The following is a 14,201-nucleotide window of genomic DNA, read 5'->3' as shown; positions in this document are numbered from 1 at the left end:
GGATCCACCGGCTGATCGAAGGCCGCCTTCCCCAAACGGGAAGGCGGCCTTCGTCGTTCGCTTGCCCACCCGGCGATGATCAGAAGCCCAGCTGGATCGCGCCCGGACCCTGCATCACCTTCTCCAACTTCCCGATCTGCTCGGCTGCCGCCACCGAAAGCACGATGAACCAGAAGAACAATTTGGCGGCCTGCCGGATCGAGGTATACACCCAGTCCCATGTCCGGTGCACCGGCGCCTGTCCGGTTGCCGTTCCCCAGATCCCCCAGCGCACCACCGACCAAGCGAGCACGAATGTGAAAGTCGCTGCGTAGCTGTGCCATGACGCGGGATCATGGTTGCGCCACACCGAAATACCGACCAACGTGAGCCCCGTCGCCACGAGCACCGCGACCGTTCGGGTAGCCCAGATGACCTGCAATACCTGGTCCGACACACCGATTCGGGCCGACCGGCCGGCGGCACCGGCGAAGACCGTACGGATATCGACCGATCCGGTGTCGCGTAGTTGATCACGCAGCTTGCGGAGATCGTCGCGGCGCTCGTTCCACCATGTCCGCGCGGATCCGATCGCATTCCTCGGTGGGCGGGCGAAACCGCGGTAGTAGAGCAGCCCCCGCACCTGTGAACGGTCCCGGAGAAATCCACGACCACGGATGTCGTCCCGCTCGATGCGCTGACCACGACGCATGGTCTGCCACCGATGCAATTTCTGCACCACACGTCCCCTGCTGCGCTCACGGCCGGGCCTGTGGTGATGGCATCGCTTCCACTCCCCGAGTACTCGATTCCGGCACGGATGCCCAGTCGTCGTGAGCGGATAATCGCAGCGCACCGGCTTGGCCGTGCCACGTGACCACCACACGACGACCGCCAGCACCCCCATCACGAATGGGAACACCAGAGCAAAGGCCAGCGGCCACGGCATGCCCCACGGACTGACCTTGTCGAAAAAGTTGGCAACAACCCCCAGCAGGCGTCTGAGGTGATTCATGACCTCGCCCATACAGCGAATCGTACTGATCGCGTCGCCACGTTCCGGCCGATCGTCCGGAAGTCGATCACGCACGGGCACAGCGGTTTCGGCTCGGATACACCCTGCGGCGAACCCTCGCATCCACCAGTCCGGGCCGGAGGCTCTGGAACCGCTGGAGCCCGATCGCGGCTAGCGGGCGGTGGCCAGGCGCGGCGGGGTCTCGTCGTCCATGTCGGCGAAGAAACCGCCGATGACGTCTTCGATCTCGCTGATCGACTCGGCGCAGTAGAGGGTGGGTTGGTAGCGGGTGATGTCGTAGGTGGCGGTGCCCATGGCGGCTATGTCGAGGGGGCGGAGGTCGGCGTGGCGGAACTCTTCGATCTCGCCGTAGGAGGAGAGCAGGCCCGCGCCGTAGCAACGGATTTCGCCGTGTTCGCGCACTACGCCGAACTCCATGGAGAACCAGAAGACGTCGGCGAGGAACTTCAGGGCCTGCTGGGTTTCCAGGCGGGCGGCCGCGGTGCCGACGGTTTCGTAGATGGCGGCGAAGCGGGGGCTCGCGATCTGGTTGGCGTGGCCGATCACCTCGTGGATGGCGTCGGGTTCGGGGGTGTAGAGCGGCGCCGAATGATGGCGGATGTATTGGGTGGCATGGAAGATCCGGTCGGCGAAGGAGCCGAAGAACTCACGCAGCGGCACCAGGCCGGCCGCGGGGACGTAGCGGAAACCGGTCAAAGGTCGCAGTGCGGCCGAAACTTCGTCCAGCTGCGGGATACGGTCGGTGGGCAGGGCCAGCCGCGACGCCGCCTCGAGGACCTCGGCGCAGGCGTATTCGCGGTGCTTGCGGGCGAGTTCGGCGGACACGATCCGCCAGACCTGCTGCTCGTCGTCGGTGTATTCGACCCGCGGCACGGCGCCGCCCGGCCGGTAGTCGAGCGCGAGCGCGGCGATCGCGTTGCGCCGGGCCCGGTACTCGGGGTCGTGGACGCCAGGGTGCTCATCGCTCAGGTGCACCGTCACGTCACCGTCACCGGTGCGAGTGACCGGCGAATAGAGCTGTGCTTCGGTGAACATACTTCGATGCAAGCACCACCAGGGCACACTGACAACGAACACACGCTCAACTGCGCAAACTGTCTACATTTACCGTCCTCGGACAGCAGATGCAGACACCGGGGACCGCGTGCGAGCCGTCTCGGCGGCGCCATTCACCGCACATTCGCTCGGTTCATGGCGCAAGATGGCGAATGTACGAAGGAGGACGCATGCCGACCGTGCGGATCGATCTCGACCAGAAACTGCTCGCCGCGGCGGGTGCCATCATGGGCACCTCGACCAGTGCGGCGACCATCAACGAAGCGCTGCGCCGCATAGTGGTGCACGAGCGGCAGCTGCGGCACCTGGAGAAGCTCGCCTCCGGTGCCGGGAGGTCCAGCGTGGATCTGGTCGTCGTCGACAGATAGACCCGCGGCGCAGGGCCGAAATCTGTCGGTGGGTGCTGGCATCATCCGGGGACGTCGAACATCCGGTGCCGCACCGAGGGGGAAAGATGCCGGTCCCGATCGCCCACCTGCCCACAGGTCAGCGTCCGCGTGAGCGGCTGGCCGCGCTCGGCCCGGCCGCACTCTCCGACTGCGAACTACTCGCCCTGCTACTGCGCAACGGCAGGCACGGCGAAAGTGCGCTGGAGATGGCGGCCGAGCTGCTCGCCGAACACGGCGGGATCGCCGGGCTGGCCGTGGCGCGCCCCGAGGAGCTCGCCATGCGCTGCGGGGTCGGTGCGGCGAAGGCCGCCTCGATCATCGCCGCCTTCCATCTGGCCAACCGGGCCAGGCACGGCACCACTACCGCATCCTGCCTGCGTGGCGCTGCCGATGTCGCTCGGATCGCGCAGCCGATGTTCGTCGGCGCGAGGGTGGAGCGGCTACTGGTGCTGGTGTGCGATGCGCGTAACCGCTTGCGCCAGCCGGTCTTCGTGGCCGAAGGCGCGATCGACCAGGTGGCGGTCCCGGTGCGGGAAATCCTGAATACCGTGTTGCGTCACGACGGCCGCGCATTCGCTCTCGCGCACAACCATCCTTCCGGCGATCCGTCGCCGAGCATCGATGATCGGCGCGCGAGCACCCTGCTGATCGAGGCGGCGCGCACGGTCGGCCTGCGCTTTCTCGACCACGTGGTCGTCGCGGGCGAGCAATGGCGCAGTGCCCCAGCGCTTCCGGAGCCCTGACATGCATCGGAGACGCCCCCGTCACGGAGCGACGGCGACCCCTGCCGCTTTCCGTCGTGCCGCGGCGATCCGTGCACCGATCACCCCGTGGCGCGGCGCGAACAGGTACACCGCCGCGAACGCGACGCCCTGGGTGACCACGATCATCCCGCCCGAGGCGGTATCGAGGTGGTAGCTCAGATACAGCCCGATCACCGCGCACACCGCCGAGACGGTCGGAGCGATGACGAGCATGCGCCCGAACCGGTCGGTCAGCAGGTACGCGGTGGCCCCGGGAATGATCAACATCGCCACCACCAGGATCACGCCGACCGCCTGCAACGCCACCACCGACGTCAACGCCAGCAGCCCGAGCAACCCGGCACCGAGCAGTCGTGGACTCATGCCGATGGCGTGGGCGTGGGTGGGATCGAAGGCGTAGAGCGTGAAGTCGCGTCGTTTGAGCACCAGCGCGGCGAAAACGATCGCGGCCAGGATCGCGATCTGCAGCAGATCCGAACGGCTCACGCCGAGCAGGTTGCCGAAAATGATGTGATTGAGGTCGGTTTGGCTCGGCGTCACCGATACCAGCACCAGACCGAAGGCGAAGAGCGTGGTGAACACGATGCCGATGGCGGCGTCTTCCTTCACCCGGCTGGTATCGCGCACCACGCCGATCAACGCCACCGCGAGGAAACCGAAGATCACCGCGCCCAGGGCGAACGGCGCGCCGACGATGTAGGCGAGCACCACGCCCGGCAGCACCGCGTGCGAGACCGCGTCGCCCATCAGCGACCAGCCGATCAGCACCAGCCAGCACGACAGCACCGCACAGACCACCGCCGCGATCACGCTGGTGGCCAGCGCGCGCACCATGAATTCGTAGCGCAGCGGGTCCACGAAGAAATCGACCAGTTCCATGGTGCTCACCGCTGTCCCATGACGTCGAGACCGAAAGCGAGAGCGAGGCTTTCCGGGCGCAGCGCCTCATCCGGATCGCCGTGCATCAGCACCTTCCGCATGAGCAGCACCGCTTCGTCGGCGAGCCCGGGCAGCGCGTGCAGGTCATGGGTCGACACCAGAACGGTCGCACCGTCGGCTGCCAGTTCCCGCAGCAGTCCGGTGATGGTGGCCTCCGAGCGCTTGTCGACGCCGGCGAACGGTTCGTCCAGCAGCAGCACGGTGGCGCCCTGGGCGATGCCACGGGCGACGAACGCGCGTTTGCGCTGGCCGCCGGAGAGCTGGCCGATCTGCCGGTCGGCGAGTTCGGTGAGTTCGACCCTTTCGAGCGCGTGGTCGACGGCCTCGCGATCACTGCGACGAGCCCGCCGGGTGAATCCCATTCGCCCGTAGCGTCCGGTGGCCACCACATCACGCACCGACAGCGGGAACGACCAGTCGACGTCCTCACTCTGCGGGACATAGCCCACCACGCCGGCTTTGCGGGCCGCCGCGGGTGTGCCGCCGTCGATCCGGACGGTACCGCGATCGGGGGCGATCAGGCCCATGATCGTCTTGAACAGCGTCGATTTGCCGGAGCCGTTCATGCCGATGAGCCCGCACACCCGCCCGGGTTCGACGGTCAGGTCGACGGCGTCGAGCGCGAGCACCGAGCCGTAATGGACCGTGACGTCCCGGACGTCGATGGCGGGTCGGTCGCTCATGGCTTGCTCCCGGTGAGTGCCGCGCCGATCAGGTCGGCGTCGTGGCGGATGAGTTCGAGGTAGGTCGGTACCGGGCCGTCGGGTGCGGACAGCGAATCCACGTACAGCACCCCGCCGAAGGTGGCGCCGGTGGCCTCGACGACGCGGCGCATCGGCGCGTCGGAGACGGTGGATTCGCAGAACACGGCGGGCACCTGATTGGCGCGGACGAACTCGATCGCCGAGGTGATCTGCTGCGGGGTGGCCTGCTGTTCGGCGTTGACCGGCCAGATGTATTTCTCGGTCAGGCCCGCGTCGCGGGCGAGGTAGGAGAACGCGCCCTCGCAGGTGACCAGCGCCCGCTGATGCTGCGGCAGCACACTCAGCTCGGCGACGAGCTCATCGTTGACCCGCTGCAACTCGGCCTTGTACGTATCGCCGTTGGCTCGGAAATCGGCGGCGTGGTCCGGATCGAGTTCGCTGAAGGCGGTGACCATGTTGTCGACGTAGGTGCGCACGTTCAGCGGCGACATCCAGGCGTGTGGATTGGGTTTGCCCTGGTAGGCGTCCTCGGTGATGCTCATCGGCGCGACACCCTCGCTGACGGTCACATGCGCCGCCTCGGAATCCTCGACGAACTGGCCGAACCACGCTTCCAGGTTCATCCCGTTGTCCAGGATCAGGTCGGCCTTCGCCGCCTTCTTGATGTCACCCGGCGTCGGTTCGTAGCCGTGGATCTCGGCGCCCGGCTTGGTGATCGATGCGACCGTCAGATGTTCGCCCGCCACATTCGCCGCGATGTCGGCGAGCACGGTGAAGGTGGTCAGCACCGTCGGCTTCCCGTCGTCGGCCTCGATCGCACCGCAGCCGGCGGACCCGATCGCCACGGCACATGCGGTGACCAACGCACCGATCCCCGCCAGACCACGAACACCACACAAGGAACGAACTCTCTCCACTACCAAATAGTAATGTTCGGGTACCCGAAACTTCAAGTTCGGGAAAAGGTAGCTGCCCGATGGCCCACCCGCCAGGCACGGTGAATGCCCTCGCGCCCGCTAGGCTCACCCGCGATGAACATGCGGGAACTTCGCCGCCGGTCCGCGGTGGCGGTAGCGGCAATGCTGACGGTCGGTGCGGTGGCGGCGGGCGGCCCTGCGGCGGCGGAGCCCGCCGGGACGACGGGCCCGACGACGACGCCGTTCACCACGCCGAACACCGACAATTGCGCCCAGCGCACCCTGCCGCCGCCGCCGATCGATCTGTCGGAGGTACCGGAGCCCGGGCAGCCGACGCCGAAGCCGCTGCCGGTGCCGGATCCGCCGATCGGCGGGAAGCGGATGGGCGAGTGCGGAGTGGTGGTGCCCGATGGTGCACCGCCCGTGCCCGCCGAGATCTCGGCGACGGCGTGGATGGTGTCGGATATGGACACCGGCGAGGTGCTGGCCGCCAAGGATCCGCACGGACGATACCGCCCGGCCAGCACGATCAAGGTGCTGCTGGCGACGGTCGCGTTGCGCACACTGGATCTGGATGCCGTCGTCACCGGCACACAGGCCGATGCCGACGTCGACGGCACCCGGGTCGGCATCGGTCCCGGCGGCCGCTACACCAACCGGCAGCTGATGCAGGCGCTGATCATGGCTTCCGGCAATGACGCCGCGCACGCGATCGCCGCCCAGCTCGGCGGTGACGACGCCGCTGTGGCGAAGATGAACGAGCTGGCGAAATCACTGCGCGCCCTCGACACCCGCGCCGCGACGCCGTCGGGGCTCGACGGCCCCGGCATGAGCACCTCGGCCTACGATCTGTCGCTGCTGTTCCGCGAAGCGATGACGATTCCGCTGTTCGCCGAGCTGATCCACACCGAGCAGATCGATTTCCCCGGTTACCCGGCCGACCCGCGCATCCCCGGCGACAAGGACCATCCCGGATTCCCGGTCGGCAATGACAACCATCTGCTCTACAACTACGAGGGCGCGCTCGGCGGTAAGACCGGCTTCACCGATGACGCCAGGCAGACCTTCGTCGCGGCGGCCGAGCGCGACGGCCGCAGGCTGATCGTCACCTTGCTCAAGGCCGACGTGCTGCCGATCCGGCCGTGGGAGCAGGCCGCGCGGCTGCTGGATTACGGGTTCGCGCTCGAATCCGGCGAGTCGGTGGGCAGCCTGCCCGGTGCGGACACCGAAAGCGCCCCGACGGGTGTCGCGCTCGCCGCGCCGCCGCAGGGTTCGGAGGTCGGGCACCTGGCGCAACCACCGGGCGGCCCGGACCGCGACGATCTACGGTGGGTGCTGGTTGTCGGCGGCTCGATCATGGTGCTGGTGCTGCTCGTCGGCGCCCGACGAATCACCCGGCGGCGCTGAACCTTTCGCCCACCCCGCCCCACTGCGTTCCGCCGCGGCCTCCGCCGACCGCCGACGCCGGACCCTACCGCCGGCGCCGCCGCAACAGCGAAAGCCCCAGCGCGGCAACCGCACCGGCCCCGAAATACGTCGCCCCGCTACCGAACCGCCCGGCATCCTGCATCCGCGGCCGGATCACCGCCGGCCCCGGCACCGGCACCTCGGCTTCGGGTTCGTTCTCCGCGGCGGTGGCGGCCCACGCGGTCGCGAACAGCACGATCCGATAGGTGATGTAGCTGAACACCATCAGACCGATCACCGAACCGAACGCCGCGCCGGCCGGGCTGCTCATCACCGATTGCAGATAGATCGAGGCGATCATCTTGAACACCTCGAACGCCACCGCGGCCAGCGCCGCCGCCTTGGCCGCGCTGGCCAGCGTGACCTTCTCCCTCGGCAATCGCGCGATCATCCACGCGAACACCGCCCAGGACGCCAGCAGCGCGAGCAGCGTCGACAACAGCCACAGCACGAACCGCGCACCGGGCACGTCCCGGAGCCCGACCAGCTCGAGCAGTTGCGCACCCAGCCCACTGGAGGCCAGGCCCGACAGACCGAGCGACACCACGAACGCCAGCGCCAGACCGATCAGCGCACCGAGGTCGTTGATCTTGGTGACGATCCAGTTGCCGTCCTCGGTCTTCTGCTCCCACTGCTCGGTCAACGCGGCGCGCAGGTTCGCCATCCAGCCCAGACCGGTGTACAGACCGGTCAGCAGGCCGAGGACGCCGACCGCGGTACGCGACCTGATGGCCTGGTCGATCAGGTCGTTGAGCTGTGTGCCCAGCTCACCGGGAATGTTCTCGACCACCCGCTGCTCGATCTCGTCGAGCAGTTCCGGGTTGCCCGCCAGCACGAAACCGGCCGCGGCGAAAGCCACCATGAGCAGCGGAAACAGCGACAGCACCGTGAAATAGGTGATGCCGGCGGCGAAGTAGTCACCGCGCTGACTCTGATACCGCCCACCGGCGCGAACCAGATGGTCCAGCCATGGCCGCGCCGCGACCTGCTGGGAAACCGCCGCTTTCACGTTGTCGATCAACTGCACCTGTCAGCCCCTCAGACGGACCCCGCAGTCGGCGAGCACGAGTCGAGCGGGTCAGAAACCCACTCGCTCGTAAACCTGTGCGAGGGTGTTGCCGGCGATCTCCCGCGCCCGTTCGGCACCCTTGGCGAGGATGCGGTCGAGTTCGCCCTGATCCGCGAGATACTCTTCCACCTTCGCCTGCAACGGCGTGACAAATTCGACCAGCGCGTCGGCGACGTCGGACTTCAGATCGCCGTAGCCCTTGCCCGCGTAATCCTTTTCCAAGGTGACGATCGGGGTCTCGGTGAGCGAGCTCAGGATCACCAACAGGTTGCTGACACCGGGCTTGGCTTCGGGGTCGTAGCGGATCTCGCGTTCGGTGTCGGTGACCGCGGAGCGGATCTTCTTGGCCGTCACCTTCGGATCGTCGAGCAGGTTGATCAGGCCGGCGTCGGAGGCGGCGGACTTGCTCATCTTCGCGGTCGGATCCTGCAGGTCGTAGATCTTGGCCGTGCCCTTGACGATATGCGCCTCGGGGACCACGAAGGTCTTCTTGAACCGAGTGTTGAACCGCTGGGCCAGGTTCCGGGTCAGCTCCAGATGCTGGCGCTGATCCTCCCCCACCGGCACCTGGTGCGGGCGGTAGAGCAGGATGTCGGCGGCCATCAACACCGGGTAGGTGAACAGCCCGACGGTCGCGTTCTCCGCGCCCTGTTTGACCGACTTGTCCTTGAACTGGGTCATCCGGCTCGCCTCACCGAAACCGGTGAGGCAGCTCAGCACCCAGGTCAGCTCCGCGTGCTCGGGCACCTGGCTCTGCACGAACAGCGTCGAGCGGGCCGGGTCGATGCCGATGGCCAGCAGCTGGGCGACGGCCCGGCGGGTACGCGAGCGCAGCTCCTTCGGATCCTGCGGGACCGTGATGGCGTGCATGTTCGGGATGAAGTACAGCGCGTCGTACTCGTCCTGCATCGTCACCCAGTACTGCAGCGCACCGAGGTAGTTCCCGAGATGGAACGAGGAGCTGGTGGGCTGGATCCCGGACAGGACCCGCTGTTTGCGTTCACCGGCGGCGACGGGGCTGGAAGCAGGACTGGACATGCCCCGATCTTCGCATGCCGCCCTCCGCCGGATCGAACCCGTTTCCCGGCGGCCGGGGACCGCGGCCCCGACCCCGCCGTGGCCGCCTCACCCTATGATCGAATTCGTGACTGCGCAGCGGACCTACGGCGGGATCTCCGCGGACGAGCGCCGCGCGCAGCGACGTGCGGCGCTGCTGGAGGCCGCGCTGGAGATCATCGGCACCCAGGGCCTCGGCAAGCTCACCGTCTCCGGTCTGTGCAACCGCGCCGGCCTCAACGAGCGCTACTACTACGAGAGCTTCGACAGCCGCGACGCGGTGCTGACCGCGCTGATCGATGGCATCGCCGAGGAACTGGCGACGGTGATCGTCGCGGCTCTGCACGCCGCGCCCGCCGACACCCGGTCCAAGGCGCATGCGGCGATCACCGCCGGGATCCATCTACTCACCGACGACCCGCGCAAGGCGGAGGTGGCGCTGGTGGCGGGTATGGCGACCCCGGAGCTGCGGGCCCGCACCACCGAGACGGTGCGGGTGTTCGCACGGCTGGTCGCCACCGAGGGCGTCGAGTTCTACGGCATCACCGATCCGGAGCCGGATCCGGTGATCGATTTCCGCGCCACCTACCTGGTCGGCGGCCTGGTCCAAACCCTCACCGGCTGGCTGCGCGGCGATCTGCCGATCAGCCGCGACGAGCTGATCGAGCACACCACCGACGTGTTCGTGCTGCTGGGCGAGGATCTGGCGCACCGGCTGGGCTGACCGGCGAGCTCGTCACAGGTGCAGCCCGATCGTCGGCACACCCTCCGATTCACCCTGGAGGACCACCCGGAAAACGATCTCGCGCCGCCACCAGTAATCGGCCGTCTCGCTCAGCGCCTCGGCGAGCCACGCCCGCTCCTGCGGAGTATCGGCGAGCAGCTGATCGGCGTCGCGGATCACCACCACGTAGCCTTCGGCCGAGCCGAGACAGTCGTCGAGATCGCGCAGGCAGTCATCGAAGGCGTCCTTGTTGCCGCCGAAGTAGTACGGGAATTGCAGCGCCGCCGCGAACTCGTCGAGCACCCCGGCCACCGTCCGCATCTTCTTGCCGCGCAGCTCCCGTACCCGGTACCCGGACGGCGCCTGATGACGGACCCCGCTGAACTCCGGCGCCCCCACATCGAGGGCGCCGAACACCGGCGCGGGCTCACGCATTGCCGGCGCGGGCGACAGCTGCGGAGTCAGGAACTGCGATAACGCGATGGTCATCAGCGCATCCTCGTGAACGTCTCGTAGTGGTCACCGGTATACCAGGCCGAGCCGTCACTTCCGGTGACGATGCGTTCGGCGTCGCGGGAGCGGCCGGGTTGCTTGGGGTTGACGTCCCATTCCTGATAGGTGATCGCCTTACCGTCGGCGTCCTTCGCGGGCAGGTCGCCGCCACGGTTGTAGAACCTGTCCCCACCTTTGGTGCCCGGCGAGTTGGCCGAGCCGGGCCAGCGTCCCGCGTCGATCTCCCGCAACGTGGCGTAGGCGCGGTCGGGGACCCCGGGCGCCTTGGAGACGACCGGTGCGGTGGATCCGGTGCCGCGCGGCATGCCGTCGGTGGTCGGCGCGCTGGTGGTGGCGGCCTTGGTCGAGGTGACCGAGCTGCCCGCGCTCTTGTCGTCGCCGGCCTGGGTGGCCAGCAGTGCGACGACGACAGCGACCACCACCGTTCCCAGCACGGACAGGATCCGGAGGACCTTCGCTTTCACAACTCCTGCTTTCGTCGGTACCGATCGTGTGTGCGCGGTGATACCAGGTGGTGATGTCGTCAGCGGTACTGGACGGTGACCGGTGCGTGATCGGACCAGCGCTGGTCGTAGGCGTCGGCGCGTTCGACGATCGCCTGTTTGGCGCGTTCGGCCAGATCCGCGGTGGCGAGCTGATAATCGATGCGCCAGCCTGCGTCGTTGTCGAAGGCGCGACCGCGGTAGGACCACCAGCTGTAGGGGCCGTCGCCTTCCGGATGCAGGGCGCGCACCACGTCGACGTAGCCCGCCGCCAATTGCGCGTCGAGCCACGCGCGTTCCTCGGGCAGGAAGCCGGCGTTCTTCAGGTTGCCCTTCCAGTTCTTGATGTCGCGTTCGGTGTGCGCGATATTCCAGTCCCCCGCGATCACGTAGTTGCCGGTCTTGGTGCGCAGATGGGCCGCGATCTCGGCCAGGAACCGGTACTTCTCGTCCTGTCGCTCGGTGCCCGCCTCACCGGTGTGGACATACACGCTGGCCACGGTGACCTCGTCGAAGTCGACCTCGATGAATCGTCCGGTCGCCGCGAACTCGCTCGCCGGCGTAATCGCGGTGCGCACCGCGATCGGCGCCCGCCGCGACAGCACGCCCACCCCGGCCCTGCCCTTGGCTCCGGGTTCGGCGTGCGAGAGCTGCCAGCCCTGCTCGATGGCCGGTGCCAGCGCGGCCGCGACCTGCTCATCGGTGGCGCGGGTCTCCTGCAAACAGACGATGTCGGCCTCGGTGACCGCGAGCCAGGCGAGCAGACCTTTGCCCGCGGCGGCGCGCACGCCGTTGACGTTCACTGTCGAGATGATGTGGGGCACCCGACGACCGTACAATGCACATCATCGACCCTGCCCAAGGCCCATTGCGCCAGGAAGGGGTGATGACGATGACGTCAGGCACCTCCACGTCCACTTCCGCACTCGTGCCCGTCAAGGCGCTGCATGTCGGGTCCGGCGACCCGGTGCTGCTGCTGCACGGATTCATGCTCTCCCCGCATTGCTGGGAGCAGGTCGCGGCCCGATTGTCCTCGAACTGCGAGGTATTCGCGCCCGCGTTCCTCGGACACTGGGGCGGGCCCGAATACCCCGGCGGCAGGCTGGGATTTCGCGATTTCGCCGATCAGATCGAGGCCCAGCTGGACGAACTCGGTTGGCGCACCTGCCATATCGCCGGAAACTCACTGGGAGCCTGGGTGGGTTTCGAGCTGGCGCGCCGCGGCCGGGCCCGTACGCTCACCGCGATCGCGCCTGCCGGTGGCTGGGATTCCCCCTCGTTCACCCAGATTCGGGTCGGGTTGAAGTTCGCCTCGCTGATTCCGCTGGTGCAGCTCGGTAAGCGGCTGGGCGATTTCCCGGCACACAATCGGCTCATCCAGCTGGCCGTGGCCCTGCTGCTGAGCAAGAACGTCACCGCTGTGCCGCGCACCGATCTCGCCGCCATGATCACCGCCGCCCTGCACTGTCCGGCGATGGTGCCGATGATCCTCGGCAGTCTGCGCGCCTCGGCGATGGACGACGTCTCGACGATGACGACCCCGGTGCGGCTGCTGCTGGCCGAAACCGACCGCATTATCCCCAACCGCGTCTACGCCCGCCGCTACCTCCGCCAGCTCCCCGCCTCCGCCGACCGCATCATCGTCAACGGTGTCGGCCACGTACCCATGCTCGAAGCCCCCGACCGCATCGCCACCCTCATCGCCGAGCACATCTACGCCAGCCGCAGCCACCTGCGGGCGGTGTGAAGCCGGCGAGCGTCACCTCAGCGAGGCGTTTCGCGAGTAGGCCGGTAGCACCCCGGTAACCGGCTATCTGGTGAGGTCGGAGATCTGGGCGACCAGGTGCCAGGGGCGGGTGGTGTCGGTGGTGGCCTTGCCGCTGGTGAGGATGGCGCCGGAGAGGGCGCGGGCGGAGTCGGCCCAGCCGTATTGGGTGGTCAGACCGCTGCGGCCGAAATGGGATTGCGTGTCGCGGCCGAATTTCGAGCGCCGGGCGCCGAGCTCGAATCCGGCCCGTGAGACCCGCCCTGCCGCTCCCGGCATGCGGTGCGCGGGCTGTACGGCATCGCGCAGTGTGGTGGGTTCGATGATGCGGACGCCGTCGAGTTCGCCGCCGCGGGCGAGGATTTCGTAGAAGCGGGAAAGCTCGTAGGCCGTGGTGACCAGGTTGCCGGAGGGCAGTTCGGCGGTGAGGAAGGCCGCATTGGCCTCCTCGGACCTCGATGCGCTGCCCATGCCGCCGCCGAGCGCCTTGCGCGCCAGAAACTTCGAGATCCGCGACGGCCCCGGCCCGGTCTTCACACTGGGCACGACCTTGCCGACATCCTCGGGGCGTACGCCGAAGTTGTTCCACCGGAAACCCAGTGGGTCCAAGACCTGCTCGGCGAGATGTTCGCGCATCGATTGTCCGGTGGCCCGGCGCACCAGCAGGCGCTGGATCAATCCACTGGTCAGCGCGTGGTAGACGCGGAAGCGGCCGGGACGCCAGCTCGGCACCAGATCGGCGAGCGCCCGCACGGCCAGGTCCTCGTCGATCACCACGTCGAGGGCACGGTAGGGCGGTGTCATGAACGGCACGCCCGCCGAATGGGAGAGCACGTCGCCGATGGTGATGGATTCCTTGCCGTTGGCCGCGAATTCCGGAATGTATTCGCACACCCGGTCGTTCACGCCGAACGCGCCCTGCTCGATGAGCATGAACATCAGCGTCGCGGATACGCCCTTGGCGGTGGAGAATCCGCAGAACGGGGTGTCCGGGGTGGCGAGAATCTTCTCGGCGTCCGGTCCGTCGTCCGGCGCGTTGCCCCAGCCGTGCCCGATGGTCCGGTTCAGCACGATCGCGCCGTTGTGCCGCACACACACCTGAATCGCCGGGGTGGTGCCCATCCGGTACCAGTCCTGCACCGAGGCCCATATCGCCTCGACGTCCGCGCGCGCGAGCTTCGCGGCCGCCGGATCGTCTTCGTAACCGCGCGTGGTCACGGCCTCCAGATCGTCGCCGACGGTGATCAGAGCGCCAGGTAGTGCCGTCATTCGCCCGAGCCTAACCACCCACCCTGATAGGCGGCTGAGCTGCGCTGAGAGCGAGCGAAGAATGGGCGCCGG

At 67.8% G+C, this 14,201-nt stretch carries 16 protein-coding genes; 5 read left to right on the top strand and 11 right to left on the bottom strand.

The features are described 5' to 3' along the window. Positions 1 to 79 precede the first annotated feature (79 nt). Together AC4HOU_RS27220 and AC4HOU_RS27215 are read right to left on the bottom strand one after the other, a co-directional pair. The gene (locus tag AC4HOU_RS27220) at positions 80 to 1,006 is read right to left on the bottom strand and encodes a hypothetical protein (protein ID WP_195020677.1); all 927 of its coding nucleotides are present in this window, start codon (positions 1,004 to 1,006) and stop codon (positions 80 to 82) included. Between the two features lie 159 nt (positions 1,007 to 1,165). Beyond that, complete coding sequence (locus tag AC4HOU_RS27215) at positions 1,166 to 2,050, bottom strand: phenylalanine 4-monooxygenase (protein WP_490725544.1); 885 nt, start codon at positions 2,048 to 2,050, stop codon at positions 1,166 to 1,168. A gap of 191 nt (positions 2,051 to 2,241) precedes the next feature. On the opposite strand from AC4HOU_RS27215, the gene AC4HOU_RS27210 reads away from it, so the two are divergent. After that, entirely contained in the window at positions 2,242 to 2,439 is a 198-nt protein-coding gene (locus tag AC4HOU_RS27210; protein WP_194991336.1) for a type II toxin-antitoxin system VapB family antitoxin, read from the top strand. Positions 2,440 to 2,525: 86 nt separating this feature from the next. Continuing rightward, positions 2,526 to 3,203 carry a JAB domain-containing protein gene (locus tag AC4HOU_RS27205; protein WP_490725543.1) on the top strand — a complete coding sequence of 226 codons (678 nt, stop codon included), beginning with the start codon at positions 2,526 to 2,528 and terminating at the stop codon, positions 3,201 to 3,203. Between the two features lie 21 nt (positions 3,204 to 3,224). Here the strand turns inward: AC4HOU_RS27205 and AC4HOU_RS27200 are convergent, their stop codons facing one another. The 3 genes from AC4HOU_RS27200 to AC4HOU_RS27190 are packed head-to-tail and all read right to left on the bottom strand — an operon-like array spanning position 3,225 to position 5,712. Beyond that, on the bottom strand, positions 3,225 to 4,103 hold the full coding sequence (locus AC4HOU_RS27200; RefSeq protein ID WP_490725582.1) for a metal ABC transporter permease: 879 nt from the start codon (positions 4,101 to 4,103) through the stop codon (positions 3,225 to 3,227). A gap of 5 nt (positions 4,104 to 4,108) precedes the next feature. Then, complete coding sequence (locus AC4HOU_RS27195; RefSeq protein ID WP_490725542.1) at positions 4,109 to 4,846, bottom strand: metal ABC transporter ATP-binding protein; 738 nt, start codon at positions 4,844 to 4,846, stop codon at positions 4,109 to 4,111. Next, positions 4,843 to 5,712, bottom strand: coding sequence for a metal ABC transporter solute-binding protein, Zn/Mn family (locus tag AC4HOU_RS27190; RefSeq protein ID WP_280210980.1), 870 nt, complete (start codon positions 5,710 to 5,712; stop codon positions 4,843 to 4,845). Before AC4HOU_RS27190 ends, AC4HOU_RS27195 begins: the two co-directional genes overlap by 4 nt. 186 nt (positions 5,713 to 5,898) lie before the next feature. Between AC4HOU_RS27190 and AC4HOU_RS27185 the strand changes: the two genes are divergently transcribed. Continuing rightward, the gene (locus AC4HOU_RS27185) at positions 5,899 to 7,191 is read left to right on the top strand and encodes a D-alanyl-D-alanine carboxypeptidase family protein (RefSeq protein ID WP_490725541.1); all 1,293 of its coding nucleotides are present in this window, start codon (positions 5,899 to 5,901) and stop codon (positions 7,189 to 7,191) included. 64 nt (positions 7,192 to 7,255) lie between these two features. Here AC4HOU_RS27185 and yhjD read toward each other — a convergent pair whose 3' ends face one another. Next, positions 7,256 to 8,278, bottom strand: coding sequence for an inner membrane protein YhjD (gene yhjD / locus AC4HOU_RS27180; RefSeq protein WP_194991334.1), 1,023 nt, complete (start codon positions 8,276 to 8,278; stop codon positions 7,256 to 7,258). Between the two features lie 51 nt (positions 8,279 to 8,329). Further along, the gene (trpS, locus tag AC4HOU_RS27175) at positions 8,330 to 9,358 is read right to left on the bottom strand and encodes a tryptophan--tRNA ligase (RefSeq protein WP_163817091.1); all 1,029 of its coding nucleotides are present in this window, start codon (positions 9,356 to 9,358) and stop codon (positions 8,330 to 8,332) included. A gap of 106 nt (positions 9,359 to 9,464) precedes the next feature. Here trpS and AC4HOU_RS27170 point away from each other — a divergent pair, with 106 nt between their 5' ends. Further along, entirely contained in the window at positions 9,465 to 10,100 is a 636-nt protein-coding gene (locus AC4HOU_RS27170) for a TetR/AcrR family transcriptional regulator (protein WP_280210967.1), read from the top strand. Between the two features lie 12 nt (positions 10,101 to 10,112). Here the strand turns inward: AC4HOU_RS27170 and AC4HOU_RS27165 are convergent, their stop codons facing one another. Genes AC4HOU_RS27165 through AC4HOU_RS27155 form a run of 3 tightly spaced genes read right to left on the bottom strand, consistent with a single transcriptional unit; the run spans position 10,113 to position 11,919 of the window. Beyond that, positions 10,113 to 10,589: a barstar family protein gene (locus tag AC4HOU_RS27165; protein WP_490725540.1), complete on the bottom strand. Its 477-nt coding sequence runs from the start codon at positions 10,587 to 10,589 to the stop codon at positions 10,113 to 10,115. Beyond that, complete coding sequence (locus AC4HOU_RS27160; protein WP_490725539.1) at positions 10,589 to 11,077, bottom strand: guanyl-specific ribonuclease; 489 nt, start codon at positions 11,075 to 11,077, stop codon at positions 10,589 to 10,591. The genes AC4HOU_RS27165 and AC4HOU_RS27160 overlap by 1 nt, the downstream gene beginning before the upstream one ends. A 59-nt stretch (positions 11,078 to 11,136) precedes the next feature. Further along, on the bottom strand, positions 11,137 to 11,919 hold the full coding sequence (locus AC4HOU_RS27155) for an exodeoxyribonuclease III (RefSeq protein WP_194992977.1): 783 nt from the start codon (positions 11,917 to 11,919) through the stop codon (positions 11,137 to 11,139). A 62-nt stretch (positions 11,920 to 11,981) separates the two neighbouring features. Between AC4HOU_RS27155 and AC4HOU_RS27150 the strand changes: the two genes are divergently transcribed. Next, positions 11,982 to 12,842, top strand: coding sequence for an alpha/beta fold hydrolase (locus AC4HOU_RS27150; RefSeq protein WP_256673538.1), 861 nt, complete (start codon positions 11,982 to 11,984; stop codon positions 12,840 to 12,842). A gap of 63 nt (positions 12,843 to 12,905) precedes the next feature. Here AC4HOU_RS27150 and AC4HOU_RS27145 read toward each other — a convergent pair whose 3' ends face one another. After that, a complete protein-coding gene (locus AC4HOU_RS27145; RefSeq protein ID WP_194991464.1) occupies positions 12,906 to 14,129 on the bottom strand; it encodes a serine hydrolase in 1,224 nt (407 codons plus the stop codon). Positions 14,130 to 14,201 lie beyond the last annotated feature (72 nt).

The organism is Nocardia sp. JCM 38205, assembly GCF_058222935.1.
This window is presented reverse-complemented; position numbering and strand designations above follow the sequence as displayed.

What these genes read in the sequence shown, in the direction of transcription:
- AC4HOU_RS27165 (WP_490725540.1), bottom strand. Translation starts at nt 10,589, where the DNA reads ATGACCATCGCGTTATCGCAGTTCCTGACTCCGCAGCTGTCGCCCGCG.
- AC4HOU_RS27205 (WP_490725543.1), top strand. Translation starts at nt 2,526, where the DNA reads ATGCCGGTCCCGATCGCCCACCTGCCCACAGGTCAGCGTCCGCGTGAG.
- AC4HOU_RS27195 (WP_490725542.1), bottom strand. Translation starts at nt 4,846, where the DNA reads ATGAGCGACCGACCCGCCATCGACGTCCGGGACGTCACGGTCCATTAC.
- trpS (WP_163817091.1), bottom strand. Translation starts at nt 9,358, where the DNA reads ATGTCCAGTCCTGCTTCCAGCCCCGTCGCCGCCGGTGAACGCAAACAG.
- AC4HOU_RS27200 (WP_490725582.1), bottom strand. Translation starts at nt 4,103, where the DNA reads ATGGAACTGGTCGATTTCTTCGTGGACCCGCTGCGCTACGAATTCATG.
- AC4HOU_RS27215 (WP_490725544.1), bottom strand. Translation starts at nt 2,050, where the DNA reads ATGTTCACCGAAGCACAGCTCTATTCGCCGGTCACTCGCACCGGTGAC.
- AC4HOU_RS27210 (WP_194991336.1), top strand. Translation starts at nt 2,242, where the DNA reads ATGCCGACCGTGCGGATCGATCTCGACCAGAAACTGCTCGCCGCGGCG.
- AC4HOU_RS27145 (WP_194991464.1), bottom strand. Translation starts at nt 14,129, where the DNA reads ATGACGGCACTACCTGGCGCTCTGATCACCGTCGGCGACGATCTGGAG.
- AC4HOU_RS27150 (WP_256673538.1), top strand. Translation starts at nt 11,982, where the DNA reads ATGACGATGACGTCAGGCACCTCCACGTCCACTTCCGCACTCGTGCCC.
- AC4HOU_RS27185 (WP_490725541.1), top strand. Translation starts at nt 5,899, where the DNA reads ATGAACATGCGGGAACTTCGCCGCCGGTCCGCGGTGGCGGTAGCGGCA.
- AC4HOU_RS27220 (WP_195020677.1), bottom strand. Translation starts at nt 1,006, where the DNA reads ATGGGCGAGGTCATGAATCACCTCAGACGCCTGCTGGGGGTTGTTGCC.